Origin of the sequence: Geodermatophilus tzadiensis (assembly GCF_003002915.1) — a bacterium.
Classification (GTDB): Bacteria; Actinomycetota; Actinomycetes; order Mycobacteriales; family Geodermatophilaceae; genus Geodermatophilus; species Geodermatophilus tzadiensis.
Window position 1 is genome coordinate 133,928 of sequence record NZ_PVTG01000005.1, and the last position, 18,955, is coordinate 152,882.

Below are 18,955 nucleotides of genomic sequence, written 5' to 3' on the forward strand. Positions count from 1 at the left end.
AGATGGCACGCAGGAAGCCGCCGGTCCGGCGCGAGGGCCGGCGCCCGCTCATCGCGGGCAACTGGAAGATGCACCTGACGCACCTGGAGGCCATCGGCCTGGTGCAGAAGCTGGTCTTCAGCCTCACGGAGCCCGAGCTGGAGGCCGCCGAGGTCGTCGTCCTCCCGCCGTTCACCGCGCTGCGCAGCGTGCAGACCCTGGTGACCGGCGACGACCTCGACGTCGGCTACGGCGCGCAGGACGTCTCCGCGGAGGACTCCGGCGCCTACACCGGTGAGGTCAGCGGGGGCATGCTCGCCGCCCTGGCCTGCCGCTACGTCGTCGTCGGGCACTCCGAGCGGCGCGCGCTGCACGCCGAGGACGACGCGGTGGTGGCCGCCAAGGTGCGCAGCAGCCTGCGGCACGGCCTCGTGCCGATCCTCTGCGTGGGGGAGGGGCTCGACGTCCGCCGTGCCGGCGAGCACGTCGCGCACTGCACCGCCCAGCTCGACGCCGCGCTCGAGGGCCTGTCGGCCGAGCAGCTCACCGGCCCGGGAGAGGGCACCGGCATCGTCATCGCCTACGAGCCGGTCTGGGCCATCGGCACCGGCGAGGTCGCCACCCCCGACGACGCTCAGGAGGTGTGCGGTGCCCTCCGGTCACGGCTCGCCGAGCGTTTCGGCACCGAGACGGCAGGGATCGTCCGTATCCTCTACGGCGGGTCGGTGAAGGCCGCGAACACGGCCGGGATCCTGGCCGGGCCGGACGTCGACGGCGCACTGGTCGGTGGCGCGAGCCTGGACGCCGACGAGTTCGCGCAGATCTGTCGGATCGCCGCCGAGGGCAGCTAGCAGCCCCGGCGGCCCAGTGGGGGCGGGTGGGTGGACAGCACGCAGCAGGGACCCACCCGCTCCCGGTCCGGACGCCGGCTGCCCGCGTGGCTGCGCGGTGCCCCCGGCCGGGTGCTCGGGCTGGCGGTCGTCGTCGTCCTCGTGGTCGTCCTGGCGGTGAGCTGCGGCGGCGGGCGGGAGTCGGCCACCGCGGTGCCCGTGCTCGGGGACGGGCCCGACGCCGGCGTCGAGGGCGTGCGCGCGGCCTCGGAGCGGACCGGCGGGACGCTGCGCGTGGTCACCGGCGACGTCGACAGCCTCGACCCGCAGGTGTCCTACCAGCCCGGCGTGTGGAACCTCATGCGGCTCTACACCCGCACGCTGGTCACCTACTCCTCCGAGCCCGGCCGCACCGCCGAGCTGGTCCCCGACCTCGCCACGGACACCGGCACCACCCAGGACGGCGGGCTGACCTGGACGTTCACCCTCCGCGAGGGGGCCCGCTTCGAGAACGGCCGGGCGATCACCTCCCGCGACGTCAAGTACGGCATCGAGCGCTCCTTCGCCTCCGACGTCGTCGTCGGCGGCCCCACCTACGCGGTGGGCCTGCTCGACGACCGGGCGAACCCCTACCCCGGGCCCTACCAGGACGAGGATCCCGCCCGGCTCGGGCTCGCCTCGGTCCAGACGCCCGACGACCTCACCATCGTGTTCCGGCTGCGCTACGCCGAGCCGGACTTCCCGCACGTGCTGGCGCTGCCCGCGAGCAGCCCGGTGCCGGCGGAGAACGACACCGGCGCCGGCTACGGCGCGGACCCGGTCTCCTCGGGGCCCTACGCGGTCACCACCGTCGACCCCGAGACCGGCATCGTGCTCGACCGCAACCCGCAGTGGGACCGCGCCAGCGACGGGCTGCGCACCGCGCTGCCCGACCGGGTCGTCGTCCGCACCGGGCTGTCCCAGCTCGAGCGCGACCAGATGCTGCTCGCGGGGTCGGCCGACGTCGACGTCTCCGGCGCCGGCGTGCACCCGGCCACCAGCTCCCGGTTGGCCGAGGGCGGGGGAGAGGTGCCGCTGGCCGACCGGGTCGACGACGTGACCAGCGGCGCGGTGCGGATGCTGGCGCTGCCCACCGACGTGGCGCCGATGGACGACCCCGGCTGCCGGGCCGCGGTGGCCGCCGCGGTCGACCGCGGCGCCGTCCAGGAGGCGGTCGGCGGCGCGGACAACGCCGTCCGCACCTCCCAGCTGTGGCCGCGGGCGATCGCCGGCGGTCCCGAGGACCCCGATCCCGGTCCCGACCCCGGTGCCGCGCGCGCCGCGCTCGCCGCCTGCGGGCGGCCCGACGGTTTCAGCACGGTGCTCGCCGTCCCCGACGCGCAGGCCAGCATCGACGTCGCCGAGGAGATCGCCGACCAGCTCGGTGCCGTCGGGATCGAGGTGGACGTCCGCCCGCTGCCGGCGGCCAGCTTCTACGCGACCGACGTCGGCTCGCCGGACAACGTCGCGCGCAACGGCTTCGGGGTCGTGCTGGTCACCTGGCGGGCCGGCCTCCCCACGCCGGGCTCGTTCCTGGTGCCGCTGGCCGACGGCCGCTCCGTGACCGACCCGGGCAACACCAACTACGCCCGGCTCACCGACCCGGCGCTGTCCGGCCTGGTCGACACCGCCCGCGCCGCCCCGGACGCCGGCGCCGCCGTGTCGGGCTGGCGCGAGCTCGCCACCGCCGCCCGCGCCACCGACGCCTACGTGCCGCTGGTGGAGGCCCGGGTGCAGCTCCTGGCCGGCCAGCGGCTGCACAACGGCGTGGTCATGCAGCCCTACGCCGGCTACGACCTGGCCACCGCCGGCGTGCGCTGAGCGGGGCGCTCGCGGGCACCCGTTACCCTGGGGTCGTGTTCGAGATCGGCCTCAACGTGGTGCTGGTGCTGACCAGCGTGCTGCTCGTGGTGCTCATCCTGCTGCACCGCGGCAAGGGCGGGGGCCTGTCCTCGATGTTCGGCGGCGCGGTGTCCTCGCAGCTGTCCGGGTCCTCCGTGGTGGAGAAGAACCTCAACCGGCTCACCGTGCTCACCGGCCTGGTCTGGAGCGTGTGCATCGTGACGCTGGGCATCCTCCTCAAGGTCTGAACGGCCCCTCCCCAGGTCTGAACTGGGAGAAAAGCCGCGAGATCGTGACCAGGAGTGAACGCCGCAGGCCATAGACTGCCCGGGCGGTGCGACTGCGCCGTGGCACGGACGGCACGTCGGTTCTGAGGGGACGCTCGTGGCTGGTGGCAACGCGATCCGGGGGACCCGGGTCGGTGCGGGTCCGATGGGTGAGGCCGAGCGCGGTGAGGCAGCGCCACGCAACCGGATGTCCTACTGGTGCAGCCAGGGGCACGAGACGCAGGTGGCCTTCGCCACCGACGCCGAGGTGCCCGAGACGTGGGACTGCCCCCGGTGCGGACTGCCCGCCGGTCAGGACCAGCAGGCGCCTCCGCCGGCGCCGCGCACCGAGCCGTACAAGACGCACCTGGCCTACGTGCGGGAGCGGCGCAGCGACGCCGACGGGGACGCGCTCCTCGAGGAGGCCCTCGCCAAGCTCCGGGCCCGCCGCGGCGCCTGAGCCGCCCCGCGCGACGATCAGGTGACCTGATCCCAGCGCGTCCCACCCGACCTCCCACGGTCAGGTAGGACGCTCGACGATCAGGTCACCTGATCCCGGCCCGCCCGCCGGCTACTCCCGGGCGCCGGGCAGCCGGCCGGCCGCCGCCGCGTCGAGCAGCCAGCGGGTGGCCCGGCGGCCGCGGGCCCCGGCGGCGGGCAGGTCGAGGGGGTCCGCGCCGCCGAGCGCGGTCGCCACCGCTTCCGCCTTGCCCTCGCCGGAGACCAGCAGCCACACCTCCTCGGCGCTCGTGATCGCGGCGAAGCCGAGGCTCACCCGCGTCGGCGGGGGCTTCGGGCAGTCGCGGACGGCGACCACCGGGCGTTCGTCGGAGGCCGCCGGCGAGCGCGGGAAGATCGACGCCACGTGGCCCTCGGGGCCCATCCCCAGCAGCAGCACGTCGAACCGGGGGAGCGGACCGTCCTGCGCGGCGGCCGCGAGCTGCCCCGCGTACCACTCCGCGGCCTCCTCGGGGGTGCCGAGACCGGCGTCGGAGGCGGGCATCGCGTGCACCCGCTCCGCGGGCACCCCCACCCGGTCGAGCAGCGCCTCACGGGCGCCCTTCTCGTTGCGGTCGTCGTCGCCGGCGGGGACGAAGCGCTCGTCGCCCCACCAGACGTCGACCGCCGTCCAGTCCACGTCCTGGCCGGGGGCCGGCTCCTCGGCCAGCCCGGCCACGTGCCGCAGCACCGCGGTGCCCACGCCGCCGCCGGTGAGCACGACCGACGCCGTCCCGTGCACCGCCTGGGCGGCGGTCAGCCGGGCGACCAGCGCGGCCGCGGCCGCCCGCGCCAGCTGCTCGGCGTCGGGCTCCACCACGACGTCGGGCACCGGGCCGTCGGTGCGCTCGGCCAGCCGCGCGGCGATCCGCTCGCCGGGGGACAGCGTCACCGGACCGCCTCGGGCGCCGTCGGGTCGGGGGTGTCGTGCTCACCGTGCTCGGCCACCTCGTCGGCGCCCTCGGAGTCCAGCGGCACGGTGGGCGCCTCGCCGTGCGGGCTGCCCTCCGCGACGTCGTCCTCCGAGGCCGGGGAGGCGCCGTGCCCGTCCTGCTCCGCGGGGTCGACCCAGACGTGCGCGCGCACCGCGGCCCGCCCGGCCAGGCCGGTGACCCCGGTGGTGACCTCGAGCGCCTCGGCGTAGGGCTCGTCGGGGTCCAGCCGCCGCAGCTCCTCGCCGAGCAGGTCGCCCAGCGACCGGTCGGGCAGCGCCATCGTCGCGTCGGGCCGGTAGGGCTGGCTGATCACCGCGCCGCCGCGGCGGTCGGCGTGCACCCGCACCTCCTCGTCCTGGTCGAGCTGCAGGACGACGGAGTCGACGCCGGTGTCCCCGGCGTGGCGGGTGGCCTGCACGACGTCGATGTCCGCACCGGAGCGCGAGGACAGCCAGCCGGCCAGCAGCCGGGCGGTGGCCGCGCCGGGCTGCCCCTCGACCCGGCCGCCGAGCACCCGGACGGCGTCGCTGCGGCGGCCGGCCACCGAGTCGACCGCGGAGGTGAGCGTCGCCCGCCAGGCGGTGGTGCGGGTCCAGGCGAGGTCGGTGTCACCGGGGGCGTAGTCCTGCGCGCGGGTGCGCAGCGCGGCGAGCTGGTCGGGCGCCGAGGTGCTGTCGGTGATCCGCCGGTCGGCGATCACGGCGAGCGCGTCGGTGGTCAGCCGCGACGGCGGCTGGGTGTGCCACCAGGTGACGACGGGCGCGTCGGCGGCCAGCAGCGGCAGCACGACCGACTCGGCGTGCAGCGCCAGCCGGCCGTACATCCGCATGACCACGGCCTCGCCGGGGCCGAGTCGCCCGCCGATGGACACCTCGGCGTCCAGCCGCGGGACCGGCGCCTCGATCTGCCGGCGCACCACCACCAGGATCCGGCAGGGGTGCTGCTCGGCGGCGACGGTGGCCGCGTCCTCGGCCTCGGTCACGCGGTCCTCGTCGGCGACGACGACCAGCGTCAGCGCCACGCCGGAGAGCACCGCGCCCCCGGTCCGCCGCTGCGCGGCCAGCTCCTTGACCACCGCGGATCCGGTGGTGTCCCACAGCGTCGTCACGTCGTCTCCTCCTCGCGTGTGCCGCTCACGGACGCCGCCACCGGCGGCCCTCGGCGGCGAGCATCCGGTCGGCCGCCCGCGGGCCCCACTCACCGGCCCGGTAGGGCTCGGGCGTGCTGCCGGCCCAGAACTCCTCGAGCGGGTCGATCACCGACCACGACGCCTCGACCTCGGCGTTGCGCGGGAAGAGCGTGGCGTCGCCGAGCAGCACGTCGAGCAGCAGTCGCTCGTAGGCCTCGGGGCTGGTCTCGGTGAACTGCTCGCCGTAGAGGAAGTCCATGGACACGTCCCGGACCTCCATCACGCTGCCGGGCACCTTCGAGCCGAACTTGAGCGTCACGCCCTCGTCGGGCTGGACGCGGACGACGAGCTGGTTGTTGCCCAGCTCCTCGGTGTCGGTGTCGGCGAAGGGCAGGTGCGGAGCCCGCTTGAACACCAGCGCGATCTCGGTGACCCGCCGGGGCAGCCGCTTGCCGGTGCGCAGGTAGAACGGCACCCCCGCCCAGCGGCGGGTCTCCACCCCCAGCCGGACGGCGGCGAAGGTCTCGGTGGTCGACGACGGGTCGACGCCCTCCTCCTGCCGGTAGCCCTTCGCCCGCTGCCCGGCCAGCCAGCCCTGCTCGTACTGCCCGCGGACGGCGAAGGTGCGCAGGTCCTGCGGCAGCGAGACCGCGCGCAGCACCTTGAGCTTCTCGGTGCGGATCTCGTCGGCGGAGAACTCGACCGGCTCCTCCATCGCGGTGAGCGCCAGCAGCTGCAGCAGGTGGTTCTGCAGCACGTCGCGGGCGGCGCCGGTCTTCTCGTAGAAGCCGGCCCGCCCGCCGATGCCGACGTCCTCGGCCATGGTGATCTGCACCGAGTCGACGTGGTGGCCGTTCCACACCGGCTCGAACAGCTCGTTGGCGAAGCGCAGCGCCATCAGGTTCTGGACGGTCTCCTTGCCCAGGTAGTGGTCGATGCGGAAGACGTCCTGGGCGCTGAACACCGAGTCGACCAGCTCGTTGAGCTCGCGGCTGGAGGCCAGGTCGGTGCCGAAGGGCTTCTCGACGACGACGCGGCGCCACCGGTCCGGGGTGCTCTCGGCCATCCGGGTGCGCTGCATCTGCTTGAGCACCACCGGGAACATCGCCGGCGGGATGGACAGGTAGAACGCCGCGTTGCCGCCGATGCCGTGGCTGCCCTCGAGCTCGTCGAGGGTGGCGGCCAGCTCGTCGAAGGCGTTGTCGTCGTCGAAGGAGCCCTGCACGAAGCGGACGCTGTTGGCCAGCCGCTCCCACACCTCCTCGCGCCACGGGGTGCGGGCGGCGTTGCGGGCGGCGTCGCGGGCCAGCTCGGCGAAGTCCTGGTCGCCCCAGTCGCGGCGGGCGAAGCCCAGCAGCGCGAAGTTGGTGGGCAGCAGGCCGCGGTTGGCCAGGTCGTAGACGGCCGGCAGCAGCTTCTTGCGGGCGAGGTCGCCGGTGATGCCGAAGACGACGAGGGCACAGGGTTCGGGGACGCGGGGCAGCCGCCGGTCCCGCGGGTCCCGCAGCGGGTTGGGGATCATGGACCCTCCTGGAGATGGGTGCGGGACGCCCGGCCGGGACGGGTGTCCCGGCCGGGCGTGGGGGTCCCGCGGAGCGGGGTCAGCCGAGGGCTCGCGTCAGCCGGTCGATGCCGGCGGAGCGGTCGCTCAGGTGCAGGCGGCCGCTGCAGTCGGACCGCAGGGTCACGCCTTGTCCTCGAGCTCGCTCTTCACCGACGCGGTCAGCTCGTCCCAGGAGTCGACGAACTTCTGCACGCCCTCGTCCTCCAGCACGCGGAAGACGTCGTCGAGGTCCACGCCGGCGTCGGCGACGGCCTTCATCACCGAGGCAGCGTCCTCGTAGGTCTGCTGCACCGGCGTGCCGGCCACGCCGTGGTCGGCGTAGGCCTTCATCGTCTTCTCCGGCATGGTGTTGACCGTGCCCGGGGCGATGAGCTCGCTGACGTAGAGGGTGTCGGGGTAGGACGGGTCCTTGACGCCGGTCGAGGCCCACAGCGGCCGCTGCGGGCGGGCGCCCTTGGCCTCGAGCGCCTTCCAGCGGTCGGAGGAGAACACCTCCTCGTAGGCCTGGTAGGCCAGTTGCGCGTTGGCCAGCGCCGCCTTGCCCTTGAGCTGGTCGGCGCCGACCTTCTCCAGCCGCTTGTCGATCTCGGTGTCCACGCGGGACACGAAGAACGACGCCACCGAGGCGATCTGCGTCAGGTCGGCGTCGGCGTCGTCGGCCAGCCGCTGCTCCAGCCCGCTGAGGTAGGCGTCCATGACGGCGCGGTACCGCTCGAGGCTGAAGATGAGGGTGACGTTGACGCTGATGCCCCGCGCGATCGAGGTGGTGATGGCCGGCAGGCCCGCCTCGGTCGCCGGGATCTTGATGAACAGGTTGGGCCGGTCGACCAGCCACCACAGGTGCGCGGCCTCGGCCGCCGTCGCGTCGGTGTCGTGCGCCAGCCCCGGCGCCACCTCCAGCGACACCCGGCCGTCGCCGGGCTGCCGCTGGGCGACCGGCGCGAGCAGGTCGCAGGCGTCGCGGACGTCGGCGGCGGTGATCGTGCGCAGCGCCTCCTCGACGCTCACCTTGCGCACGGCGAGGGCGTGCAGCTGGTCGTCGTAGGACTCCGACCCGCTGATCGCCGCGGCGAAGATCGTCGGGTTGGTGGTGACGCCGACGACGGAGTACTCGTCGACCAGCGACTGCAGGTTCCCGCTGCGGATGCGGTCGCGGGACAGGTCGTCGAGCCACACGGCGACGCCCGCCTGTGACAACTGGGCCAGGTTCTCGTTCTGTGCCATGTCAGGTCCTTTCCGGACTCTGGGTTGTGGCCCCCTTGCAGGGGCCCGCCGCGAGCTCGCGAGCGGTGGGGGCAAGGGGGTCCTTCATCGGTCGCCGGTCGGGTGGGGGAGGCCGCCGGTCGCCGCGACCGGCCCGGCCGGGACGGCGTTCCCCGACGCCGCGGCCTCGAGGGACTCACGGGCCGCGGCGACGACGGCCTCGTCGGTGAGCCCGAACTGCTCGTAGAGCACCGAGTAGGCGGCACTGGCGCCGTAGTGGGTCAGGCCCACGATCCGGCCGGCGTCGCCGACGAACTCGCGCCAGCCCAGGGGCACGCCGGCCTCGACGCTCACCCGCGCCCGGACCGAGGGCGGGAGCACCTCGTCCTTGTAGGCCTGGTCCTGGTCGGCGAACCACTCGACGCAGGGCACCGACACCACGCGGGTGGGCACGCCGTCGGCCTCGAGCCGCTCGCGGGCGGCCACCGCGATCTGCACCTCCGAGCCGGTGCCCAGCAGGATCACCTCGGGCTGCCCGTTCGAGGCGTCGGCCAGCACGTACGCGCCCCGCGCCACGCCCTCGGCCGAGGCCATCTGCGAGCGGTCGAACACCGGCAGGTTCTGCCGCGACAGCAGCAGGCCCGCCGGGCGGTCGTTGTGCTCGAGCACCGTGCGCCAGGCGACGGAGACCTCGTTGGCGTCGGCCGGGCGGACGACGTCGAGACCGGGGATGGCGCGCAGCGCGGCGAAGTGCTCGATCGGCTGGTGGGTCGGGCCGTCCTCGCCGAGGCCGATCGAGTCGTGCGTCCACACGTAGACGACCGGCAGCTGCATGAGTGCGGCCAGCCGCACCGCGCCGCGCATGTAGTCGGAGAAGGTGAGGAAGGTGCCGCCGTAGACCCGGGTGCCGCCGTGCAGCGCGATGCCGTTCATGATCGCGCCCATGGCGTGCTCGCGGACGCCGAAGTGCAGGGTGCGCCCGTAGGGGCCGCCGCTCCACATCTTGGTCTGGCGGTTGGCCGGCAGGAACGACGGTTCGCCCTCGACGGCGGTGTTGTTGCTCTCCGCCAGGTCGGCCGACCCGCCCCACAGCTCGGGCAGCTCCGGGTAGAGCGCGGCGAGCACCTTGCCCGACGCCTTGCGGGTGGCCACGCCCTTGGGGTCGGCGTCGAAGGTGGGCAGCGCCTCGGCGAAGCCCTCGGGCAGCCGGCGCTCGCGCATCCGCTCCAGCAGGGCGGCGCGCTCGCCGTTCTCCCGTGCCCAGGCGTCGAAGCGCTGCTGCCACTCGGCGTGCGCCTCGCGGCCCCTCTCGACCACCGAGCGGGCGTGGGCGAGCACGTCGTCGTCGACCTGGAAGGTCCGCTCCGGGTCGAGGCCGAGGACCTCCTTGGTGGCGCGCACCTCGTCGTCGCCGAGGGCCGAGCCGTGCGCGGCGCCGGTGTTCTGCTTGTTCGGCGCGGGCCAGGCGATGATCGTCCGCAGCACGATGATCGACGGGCGGGACGTCTCGGCCTTCGCGGCGGCGAACGCGGCGTCGACGGCGGCCAGGTCCTCACCGTCGTCGACGTGCTGCACGTGCCAGCCGTAGGCCTCGTAGCGCTTGCCGACGTCCTCGGTGAAGGCGACGGTCGTGTCGTCCTCGATGGAGATCCGGTTGTCGTCGTAGACGAGCACCAGGTTGCCCAGCTGCTGGGTGCCGGCCAGCGAGGAGGCCTCGCCGCTGACGCCCTCCTCCAGGTCGCCGTCGGAGGCGAAGGCCCAGATCGTGTGGTCGAAGAGGCTCTCGCCCTCGGGGGCGTCAGGGTCGAGCAGGCCGCGCTCGCGGCGGGCGGCCATCGCCATGCCGACGGCGTTGCCGACCCCCTGGCCCAGCGGGCCGGTCGTCGTCTCCACGCCGGGGGTGTGGTTGACCTCCGGGTGACCGGGGGTCCTCGAGCCCCAGGTGCGCAGCGCCTGCAGGTCCTCGACCTCCAGCCCGTAGCCGGCGAGGAACAGCTGCACGTACAGCGTCAGGCTCGAGTGGCCCATCGACAGCACGAACCGGTCGCGGGCGACCCAGTTCGGGTCGGTGGGGTCGTGCCGGAGCCACTTGTGGAAGAGCAGGTAGGCCGTCGGTGCCATGCTCATCGCGGTGCCCGGGTGGCCGTTACCCACCTTCTGCACCGCGTCCATGGCCAGCACGCGGGCGGTGTCGATGGCGCGGCGGTCGAGGTCGCCGAAGCCCTCGGGCAGCGTCGGCTGCGGCTGGCGGGGGGAGCCGGTGGGGGAGTCGGTGGCGGCCTCGGCGGGGGCCTCGGACTCCGTGCTCCTCGCGTCGTTGGCCTGAGTCGTCATGTCGGGCGGTGCTCCTCGAGGTCGGCCGTCTGGGGGCCGTCCGGGGGACCGGTGTCCCGTGCTCCCGGGCGGGTGACGCGGTGCGGTGCCCGGTGGGGCGCCCGGCCTCCGGGCGTCGGTGACCCGAGACCTCCGTCGTCGTCGACGACGGCCCTACCCGCTGTCCGCGCAGCGTCAACGTGATCGAACCCTAGTCATCCCGGCCGGTCCCCGCGGTGGCCGCGGAGGCGACCTGCCGGCCGGGTGACAGGACACGGCAGCGGCCGCCGCCCCGGCGGGAGAGCCGGCCACCTGGGCGAGTGAATCCGTTCAACCCTCGGCGGCCGGTGACCGACCACCTCCCCATGATCCGGCTGTCCCGGCGTGTGTTCGCCCCCGTGTTGGTGACCCTGGCCGTCGCCTCCGCGCTCACCGTCGCCCCGCCGACGTCCCCGCGGGCAGTCGCCGAGACTCCGGCCGTGACCTCCCCGGAGCGGGTGTTGGAGACGGGGGTGGAGGTGTTCTCGTTGTGGCGGGACTGGCCGGTGAACGGGGTGGTGCTGGATCGGGTGGTGGAGTCGGGGTCGGGATGGGTGCGGGTGGGGGTGGGCTGGTGTTCGGTGGAGGAGGCCGGTCCGGGGGTGGTGTCGGAGTGGTACGTGCAGCGGTTGGACGCGACGGTGGTCGCGGCCGAGGCGCGGGGGTTGCAGGTGCTGGCGACGTTGGGGTGCACGCCGGGCTGGCTCAGTGGCAGTGGGTCGTTGACGGTGTTGCCGCCGGCGTTGCGGGTGGGGGAGGTGCAGCGGGTGGCGGCGTGGTTGGCGGGGCGGTATGCGGGGCGGATCGCGGCGTGGGAGATCTGGAACGAGCCGGATTGTTCGGCCGGGACCGGGTGTGGGGCCACGGCGCCGGAGGTGTACCTGCCGGTGTTGCGGGCGGGGTTCACCGGGGTGCGGGCCGGAGATCCGGGTGCGGTGGTGGTCTCGGGAGGGATCAGTGGGGTGAACACCGGCTGGGTCGAGGGGTTGTACGCCGCGGGGGGGCGGGGGTGGTTCGACGCGTTGGGGGTGCATCCGTATCAGGGGCCGGCGGCCGAGCCGCCGGAGGCGCCACCGGCTGATCATCCCTATCGGATCTCGAACGTGGAGCGGGTGCGGGCGGTGATGGTGGCGGCCGGGGATGCGGCGGTGCCGGTGTGGTTCACCGAGTTCGGGTGGACGACCGGCGCGGGGGAGGGGTGGTCGGCGGGGGTGGACGAGGCGACCCAGGCCGACTATCTGGGCCGGGCGATCGACATGGTGCAGCGGCAGTATCCGTACGTGACGCACGCGTTCGTGTTCACCATCCGTGATCGGGATGACTGGAACGCGTATGAGAACAACTTCGGGCTCACCCGGCTCGACGGCAGCCCGAAACCGGCGTTGGGCGCCCTGCGCAACGCCAACGACCGACTGGACGCGCTGAGGCAGCCCGACGACACCCGTGTCGTCACCCTGGACCCGGTCGCCGACGCCACGGCGTGGCAGGCGTCGGCCGGGCGGTCGGCGGGCGCCGCGACGACGCTGGAGGTCGACAGTCGGGCGGCCGGTGGCTCCTCCCGGGTCACCTCCTACCTGCGCTTCCCCCGGCCGGACCTGGCCCCGGGCGAGTCGGTCGTCTCCGCCGCGCTCACGGTGCAGGTGACCGACGGCACCGTCGACGGCCCGGTGATCTGGCCCACGACGACGGTGTGGAGCGAGTCGACGCTGTCCTGGAAACGGCAGCCGACACGTGCGGCGACCGTTCCGCTGGCGGACCTCGGCGCGATGGCGCCCGGACCGGTCACGCTGCCGCTGATGCTGGCCGGGCCGGTCGGTGAGCTGTCCCTGGAGCTGTACGCGCAGGTCGACGACGGTCTGCGCCTCGTCTCGAGGGAGGACCCGGCGCTCGACCTCCGGCCGCGGCTGACCCTCGTGGTCACCGGCTGACGATCCGGGGTGGTCCGCGGTCCCGGCCGGTCCCCGCGGTGGCCGCGGGATACAGTGGGAGCCGTTCCGTCGCCGGTCTGAAGGGACCTCCGTGCTGCCGTCCTGCCCGGTGGTGCCCTGCCGCCCGTGCGCGCGCGCCGGGGAGGCCGTCCGGTGACGGCCGTCTCCGAGCGGCCGGTCGTCTCCGCCCGCCGCCTGTCCGAGGTCGTGGGCGCCTATGTGGCGCTGACCAAGCCGAAGCTCGTCGAGCTGCTGCTGGTGACGACCCTCCCGGCGATGATGATGGCGGCCGACGGGTGGCCAACCTGGCGGCTGGTCGGCGCCACGATGGTCGGCGGGATGTTCGCCGCCGGCGCGGCCAACGTGTTCAACTGCTGGTACGACCGGGACATCGACCGGCTGATGTCGCGCACGCGCGACCGGCCGATCCCGTCCGGGGTGGTGTCCCCGCGGGCGGCCCTCGTCTTCGGGCTCGTCCTCGCCGTGGCGTCGCTGACGCTGCTGTGGGTGGCCACCACGCCGCTCGCCACGGCTCTGGCCGCGATCGCGATCCTGGCCTACTCCGTCGTGTACACGATGGTGCTCAAGCGCCGCACCCGGCACAACACGGTGTTCGGGGCCTTCCCCGGGGCGGCGCCGGTGCTCATCGGCTGGGCGGCGGTCACCGGCTCGCTGGAGTGGCCGGCGCTCGCGTTCTTCGCCGTCGTCTTCTGCTGGCAGATGCCGCACTTCTGGGCGCTGGCCAGCCGGTACCGCGAGGACTACGCCCGCGCCGGCGTGCCCATGCTGTCGGTGGTCGCGGGCCCGGCGAGCGTCGGCCGGCAGTCCGTCGCGTGGGCCTGGGCCACCCTGGGCGCCACGCTGCTGATGGGCTCGATCACGCCGGTGCTGGGCTGGGCGTTCGCCATCGGCGGGGGGCTCCTCGGCGCCTGGTACGTGGCCGAGTCCCACCAGTGGCTGGGCCGCATCCGGAGCGCCCTGCCCGACCGGCCGATGAAGCTGTTCTCGGTGTCGATCACGCACATGACGCTGCTGTCGATCGCCATCGCCATCGACGTCCTGGTCTGACCCGCCCTCCGGCGCCGCGCGCTGTCGACCTGGTGCTGCCTCGGCGGGCCTGAGGCAGCACCAGGTCGACGTGCGGCGGCCTGCCGCGGTCGGGCGGACCGCCCGACCGCGGCGCTCAGCCGGCGGCGGCCTCGCTCGGGTCGGTCACCGTGACCGGCGCCCCGCCGCGGTCCCGGGGCATGAGCAGCGCGGCGACCAGCAGCACCACGGCGAGGACCGTCGTCCCGAGGAAGACGTGCTGCACCGCGGTGGTGAGCGCGGCCGGCGTCACCCCGCCGCCGGACCCGCCGACCGTCGCGTTGACCACCGCGCCGAAGACGGCGACCCCGACCGCGCTCCCCGCCGAGCGGAAGAACATGTTGCTGCCGGTGACCACGCCGCGCTGCTGCCACCCGACCGCCGCCTGGGCGGCGATCAGCGTGGGCGCCGCCGTCAGGCCCATGCCCAGGCCGATGACGAACACCGTCGCCCCGACCTGGAGCACGCCCGAGGAGCCGTCCAGCAGGAGCAGCAGGGCCGCGCCGGCGACGACGACGGTGGCGCCCACACAGGCGGTCGCGCGCATCCCGATCCGGAGGTAGACCCGGCCGGCCTGCGACGCCGAGATCGGCCAGCCGAGGGTCAGCGCGGCCAGCGCGAACCCGGCGACCAGGGGCCCGGTGCCCAGCACGTCCTGCACGAAGGTCGGGACGTAGGAGGTCAGCCCGAGCAGCACTGCGCCGACGCAGGCGGAGACCACGTTGGTGGCCACCAGCAGCCGGCTGCGGAGCAGCCGCAGGGGGACGACGGGGTCGGCCGCCCGGCGCTCGACGAGCACGAAGACGCCGAGCAGGACGGCGCCGCCCCCGAGCACGGCGACGCCCTGCGGCGAGCTCCACGCCCACGCCTGGCCGCCCTCGAGCAGGCCGAGGACCAGCAGCGTCAGGGCCACGGTGAGCACCGCGGCGCCGGTGTGGTCGAACCGCGGCGGCCGGCGGTCGACTCGCTCGGCGAAGCGCAGGCCGATCGCCGCCGCGGCCACCAGGCACAGCGGGACGTTGACGAAGAAGATCCAGCGCCAGCTCACGTACTCGGAGAAGACCCCGCCCAGCGTCGGGCCCACCACCGAGGACACCGCCCAGACGCTGGCGATGTAGCCCTGCACCCGGGCCCGCTCCCGGAGGGAGTACAGGTCGCCGACGATCGTCATCGACATGGGCTGGACCGCGCCGGCACCCAGGCCCTGCACCGCCCGGAACGCGATGAGCGCGCCCATGCTCCAGGCGGCGCCGCAGAGGACCGAGCCGAGGAGGAACAGGCCGATGCCGACGAGCATGACCGGCTTGCGCCCGAAGGAGTCGGCCAGCTTGCCGTAGACGGGGACGGTGACCGCCTGGGCGAGCAGGTAGACGGAGAACAGCCACGGGAACTCGGCGAACCCGCCGAGCTCGGCGACCACCGACGGGACGGCGGTGGCGATGACGGTGGCGTCGATGGCCACCAGCGCCGTCGACAGCATCACGCCGACGAGGACCGGGCCGCGCTCCGAGCGCAGCCCCACGCCCGACGACGCCGCGCTCGCCCGCCCGCTCACCGCCCCGGGCCGGGGGTGCCGAGGACCACGCCGGTCAGCGGGTGGCGGCGGCGGGGACGGCGGGGCTGTCGAGCGGCCGCTCGCTGGCCGGGCCGCGCACCGACCACAGCAGGCGGGCGGTGTAGGCGGTCACCAGCACCGCGCCCAGCATGTGCAGCAGCACCAGCGCGACCGGCAGGTGCGTGAAGTACTGGACGAAGCCGACGACGCCCTGCAGCAGCTGGACGACGAGCACGTCGCGCGCGGCCCGCCTGACCCGCCCCGGGGCGTCGGTGGCGTACAGCGCCACCAGCAGCGCGACGGTCAGCCCGACGAGCAGGAACACCGCGTCGGCGTGCAGCTGGCTGACCGTCTCGGGGTCGAAGCCCATCCGCCCGCCGCTCGGCGCGCCGGACTCGTCGAGGTCGCCGCTGTGCGGGCCGCTGCCGGTGACCACGGTGCCCAGCGCGAGCACCACCGCGGTCACCGCGGCGGTGCCACCGACCAGCAGCGTGAGCGGGCGGCGCACCACCGGCCGGCCGACCCCGGGCTCGCGGGAGCGCAGCCACAGCACCGTCGTCAGCGCGACCAGCACCGACGACAGCAGGAAGTGCGCGGCCACCGTCCACGGGTTGAGGCCGGTCAGCACGGTCACCCCGCCGAGCAGGGCCTGCGCGGGGATGCCGAGGAACGCGAGGACGGCGAGGGGGCGCAGGTCGCGCCGTGCGGAGCGGAACACCACCACGAGCAGCGCGATCGCGGCGGCGGCGAGCACGAAGGTGAGCAGCCGGTTGCCGAACTCGATGACACCGTGCCCGGCCAGCTCCGGGGTGGCCACGAAGCTCGCGTCGGTGCACCGCGGCCAGGTGGGGCAGCCCAGGCCCGAGCCGGTGAGCCGGACGGCGCCGCCGGTGACGACGATCGCCCCGTTGGCGACCAGGTTGACCAGGGCGACCCGCGAGACCAGCGAGGAGGAGACCGGCACGTCCCGATGCTAGCCGCGGGAGCGGCGCCTCCCGGTTCGCTCAGGGCGGATCACACCGCGGAAGGCCGCAGGCCGGTCGCGCGCTGTACCGGACACGAGCGGCCGCCGAGCCGCTCCCGGTGTCGGGGTGCGCATCCGGGTACGGGGGTCCCAGCGGGAGCCCTCCCCGAGGGAGCGCCTCCGACCGATCCGACTCCCCTTGGACGTGAGGCATGACCAGCCCCTACTACCCGGGCCCCTACGGGAGCCCCTTCGACGACTTCTTCGCCCGCTTCCTCGGTGGCGGGGCGCCGCAGCAGCGGCAGCGCGTGGACATCACCCAGTTCCTCAGCCAGCAGGCCCGCCAGCTGGTCAACGCCGCGGCGCACCAGGCCGTGGCCACCGGCAGCGCCGACCTCGACACCGAGCACCTGCTGTGGGCGATGACCGGCGACGAGACGACCCGGCAGTTCCTCGCCCGCAGCGGCGTCGACCCCGACCAGCTGCGCTCCCAGCTCGAGCCCCAGCTGCAGCGCGGCGAGCCCCGCGACGAGCCGCCGTCGCTCACCCCGGCGGCCAAGCGGGCGCTGCTCGACGCCCACCGGGTCTCCCGCGCCCTGGGCTCGACCTACATCGGTCCCGAGCACCTGCTGTTCGCCCTCGCCGTGAACCCCGACTCCCCGGGCGGGCGGGTGCTGCGCGAGCGCGGCGTCACCCCGGAGGCGCTGCAGCAGGCCGCGACCGGCGCCCCCCAGCCCGGCGGCGGGCGCCCCGGTGCCCCCGGGCAGGGCGGGTCGAGCACCCCGACGCTGGACGAGTTCGGCCGCGACCTCACCCAGATGGCCCGCGACGGCCGGATCGACCCGGTCATCGGCCGCGAGCAGGAGATCGAGCAGACCGTCGAGGTGCTGTCCCGGCGGCGGAAGAACAACCCGGTGCTCATCGGCGAGGCCGGCGTCGGCAAGACCGCCATCGTCGAGGGCATCGCCGCGCAGATCGTCGAGGGCGACGTCCCCGAGACGCTGCGCGGACGGCGGCTGGTCGAGCTCGACCTGACCGGCCTGGTCGCCGGCACCCGCTACCGCGGCGACTTCGAGGAGCGCGTCAAGAAGATCATCGACGAGATCCGCGAGCACTCCGACGAGGTCATCGTCTTCATCGACGAGCTCCACACCGTCGTCGGCGCGGGCTCCTCCGAGGGCTCCAGCGGCGCGGGCAACATGCTCAAGCCGGCCCTGGCCCGCGGCGAGCTGCACATCATCGGCGCGACGACGCTGGACGAGTACCGCCGCAACATCGAGAAGGACGCGGCGCTGGAGCGGCGGTTCCAGCCGATCCTGGTGGCCGAGCCCGACGTCGAGGACACCGTGTCGATCCTGTGCGGCCTGCGCGACCGCTACGAGGCCCACCACGGCGTGCGGTTCACCGACGACGCCATCCGCGCCGCGGTCGAGCTCTCCGACCGCTACGTGACCGACCGGCACCTGCCCGACAAGGCCATCGACCTCATCGACCAGGCCGGCGCCCGGGTGCGGCGGCGGGTGAAGACCCCGCCGACGGACCTGCGCGGCCTCGAGCAGGAGGTCGAGCGGCTGCAGCGGGAGAAGGACCAGGCCGTCGCCGCCGAGCAGTACGAGCGGGCCTCGGAGCTGCGCGACCAGCTCGCCGAGGCGCAGGCCCGGCTGGAGCAGGCGCGCACCGGCGGCGGGCAGTCCGGCGTCCCGGAGGTCGGCGTCGAGGACATCGCCGAGGTGGTGTCGCGGCAGACCGGCATCCCGGTCGCGCAGCTGACGCAGGAGGAGGTGCAGCGGCTGCTCGACCTCGAGGGGCACCTGCACCGGCGGGTCGTCGGCCAGGACGACGCCGTGCGCGTGGTCGCCGAGGCGGTGCGCCGCTCGCGCGTCGGCCTGGGCGACCCCGACCGGCCGATCGGGTCGTTCCTCTTCCTCGGCCCCACCGGCGTCGGCAAGACCGAGCTGGCCCGGGCGCTGGCCGAGGCGCTGTTCGGCGACGAGGACCGGATGGTCCGGCTGGACATGAGCGAGTTCCAGGAGCGGCACACCGTCAGCCGCCTCGTGGGCTCCCCGCCCGGGTACGTCGGCTACGAGGACGCCGGCCAGCTCACCGAGGCCGTCCGCCGCCGGCCGTACTCGGTGGTGCTGCTCGACGAGGTCGAGAAGGCCCACCCGGACGTCTTCAACACCCTGCTGCAGGTGCTCGACGACGGCCGGCTCACCGACTCGCAGGGCCGCACCGTGGACTTCCGGAACACCGTGCTGATCATGACGAGCAACCTGGGGTCGGAGCTGATCCAGGGCCGCAACACCCCGCTCGGCTTCGGCACCGGCGACGGCGCGGCCGCCGACGCGGGCCTGCGCGACCGGCTGCTGCGCCGGCTGCGGGACTCGTTCCGGCCGGAGTTCCTCAACCGGATCGACGAGATCGTGGTGTTCCAGCAGCTGGAGAGCGAGCAGCTGCAGCAGATCACCCGGCTGCTGCTCGACGAGACCCGCCGCCGGCTCTCGGCGCAGGGCATCGAGGTCCGCTTCACCGACGAGGCGGTGGCCTGGATCGCCGAGCACGGCTTCGAGCCGCAGTTCGGCGCCCGCCCGCTGCGCCGGGCCATCCAGCGGGAGGTCGACAACCCGCTGGCCCGGCTGCTGCTCGACGGCCGCGTCGGCGCCGGCCGGACGGTGGAGGTCGGCGTCCGCGACGGCCGCCTCGACCTGTCGGTCGGGGACGCCGAGCCGGTGGCGGCGCAGGGCTGACCCGGCGTCCGTGACCTGGCTCACCCGGCCCCTGACCA

Annotated in this window: 14 protein-coding genes; 7 read left to right on the forward strand and 7 right to left on the reverse strand. The window is 74.6% G+C overall.

Features of this window, described 5'->3' with window-relative positions; all coding sequences use genetic code 11:
* Positions 1–2: 2 nt before the first annotated feature.
* From tpiA to LY71_RS09005, 4 genes are all read left to right on the forward strand, one after another.
* Positions 3–830, forward strand: a complete 828-nt coding sequence (gene tpiA / locus LY71_RS08990) for a triose-phosphate isomerase (protein WP_106276632.1) — start codon at positions 3–5, stop codon at positions 828–830.
* Between the two features lie 30 nt (positions 831–860).
* Positions 861–2,669: an ABC transporter substrate-binding protein gene (locus tag LY71_RS08995; protein WP_106276633.1), complete on the forward strand. Its 1,809-nt coding sequence runs from the start codon at positions 861–863 to the stop codon at positions 2,667–2,669.
* A 35-nt stretch (positions 2,670–2,704) separates the two neighbouring features.
* A complete protein-coding gene (gene secG, locus LY71_RS09000; RefSeq protein ID WP_106276634.1) occupies positions 2,705–2,938 on the forward strand; it encodes a preprotein translocase subunit SecG in 234 nt (77 codons plus the stop codon).
* 136 nt (positions 2,939–3,074) lie between these two features.
* Entirely contained in the window at positions 3,075–3,416 is a 342-nt protein-coding gene (locus LY71_RS09005) for an RNA polymerase-binding protein RbpA (protein WP_106276635.1), read from the forward strand.
* Between the two features lie 111 nt (positions 3,417–3,527).
* Here the strand turns inward: LY71_RS09005 and pgl are convergent, their stop codons facing one another.
* The 5 genes from pgl to tkt all read right to left on the reverse strand — a co-directional run bounded on the left by pgl (position 3,528) and on the right by tkt (position 10,619).
* Positions 3,528–4,346 (reverse strand): 6-phosphogluconolactonase, encoded by an 819-nt coding sequence (pgl, locus tag LY71_RS09010; protein WP_106276636.1) that lies wholly within the window; start codon positions 4,344–4,346, stop codon positions 3,528–3,530.
* On the reverse strand, positions 4,343–5,497 hold the full coding sequence (locus LY71_RS09015; RefSeq protein WP_106276637.1) for a glucose-6-phosphate dehydrogenase assembly protein OpcA: 1,155 nt from the start codon (positions 5,495–5,497) through the stop codon (positions 4,343–4,345). The genes pgl and LY71_RS09015 overlap by 4 nt, the downstream gene beginning before the upstream one ends.
* 25 nt (positions 5,498–5,522) lie before the next feature.
* Positions 5,523–7,040, reverse strand: a complete 1,518-nt coding sequence (gene zwf, locus LY71_RS09020; protein ID WP_106276638.1) for a glucose-6-phosphate dehydrogenase — start codon at positions 7,038–7,040, stop codon at positions 5,523–5,525.
* Between the two features lie 162 nt (positions 7,041–7,202).
* Complete coding sequence (gene tal, locus LY71_RS09025) at positions 7,203–8,306, reverse strand: transaldolase (RefSeq protein WP_106276639.1); 1,104 nt, start codon at positions 8,304–8,306, stop codon at positions 7,203–7,205.
* A gap of 84 nt (positions 8,307–8,390) precedes the next feature.
* Entirely contained in the window at positions 8,391–10,619 is a 2,229-nt protein-coding gene (tkt, locus tag LY71_RS09030; RefSeq protein ID WP_106276640.1) for a transketolase, read from the reverse strand.
* 458 nt (positions 10,620–11,077) lie between these two features.
* Here tkt and LY71_RS23080 point away from each other — a divergent pair, with 458 nt between their 5' ends.
* Together LY71_RS23080 and LY71_RS09045 are read left to right on the forward strand one after the other, a co-directional pair.
* The gene (locus LY71_RS23080) at positions 11,078–12,565 is read left to right on the forward strand and encodes a DNRLRE domain-containing protein (protein WP_211297229.1); all 1,488 of its coding nucleotides are present in this window, start codon (positions 11,078–11,080) and stop codon (positions 12,563–12,565) included.
* Between the two features lie 153 nt (positions 12,566–12,718).
* Positions 12,719–13,633 carry a heme o synthase gene (locus LY71_RS09045; protein WP_106276643.1) on the forward strand — a complete coding sequence of 305 codons (915 nt, stop codon included), beginning with the start codon at positions 12,719–12,721 and terminating at the stop codon, positions 13,631–13,633.
* Positions 13,634–13,748: 115 nt separating this feature from the next.
* On the opposite strand, the gene LY71_RS09050 is transcribed toward LY71_RS09045, so the two are convergent.
* Both LY71_RS09050 and LY71_RS09055 read right to left on the reverse strand, forming a co-directional pair.
* A complete protein-coding gene (locus LY71_RS09050; RefSeq protein WP_245887779.1) occupies positions 13,749–15,206 on the reverse strand; it encodes an MDR family MFS transporter in 1,458 nt (485 codons plus the stop codon).
* Between the two features lie 34 nt (positions 15,207–15,240).
* On the reverse strand, positions 15,241–16,170 hold the full coding sequence (locus LY71_RS09055) for a COX15/CtaA family protein (RefSeq protein WP_106276644.1): 930 nt from the start codon (positions 16,168–16,170) through the stop codon (positions 15,241–15,243).
* Between the two features lie 212 nt (positions 16,171–16,382).
* On the opposite strand from LY71_RS09055, the gene LY71_RS09060 reads away from it, so the two are divergent.
* The gene (locus tag LY71_RS09060) at positions 16,383–18,917 is read left to right on the forward strand and encodes an ATP-dependent Clp protease ATP-binding subunit (protein ID WP_106276645.1); all 2,535 of its coding nucleotides are present in this window, start codon (positions 16,383–16,385) and stop codon (positions 18,915–18,917) included.
* The last annotated feature ends 38 nt before the right edge of the window (positions 18,918–18,955 follow it).

What these genes read in the sequence shown, in the direction of transcription:
- tpiA (WP_106276632.1), top strand. Translation starts at nt 3, where the DNA reads ATGGCACGCAGGAAGCCGCCGGTCCGGCGCGAGGGCCGGCGCCCGCTC.
- zwf (WP_106276638.1), bottom strand. Translation starts at nt 7,040, where the DNA reads ATGATCCCCAACCCGCTGCGGGACCCGCGGGACCGGCGGCTGCCCCGC.
- tal (WP_106276639.1), bottom strand. Translation starts at nt 8,306, where the DNA reads ATGGCACAGAACGAGAACCTGGCCCAGTTGTCACAGGCGGGCGTCGCC.
- tkt (WP_106276640.1), bottom strand. Translation starts at nt 10,619, where the DNA reads ATGACGACTCAGGCCAACGACGCGAGGAGCACGGAGTCCGAGGCCCCC.
- LY71_RS09060 (WP_106276645.1), top strand. Translation starts at nt 16,383, where the DNA reads ATGACCAGCCCCTACTACCCGGGCCCCTACGGGAGCCCCTTCGACGAC.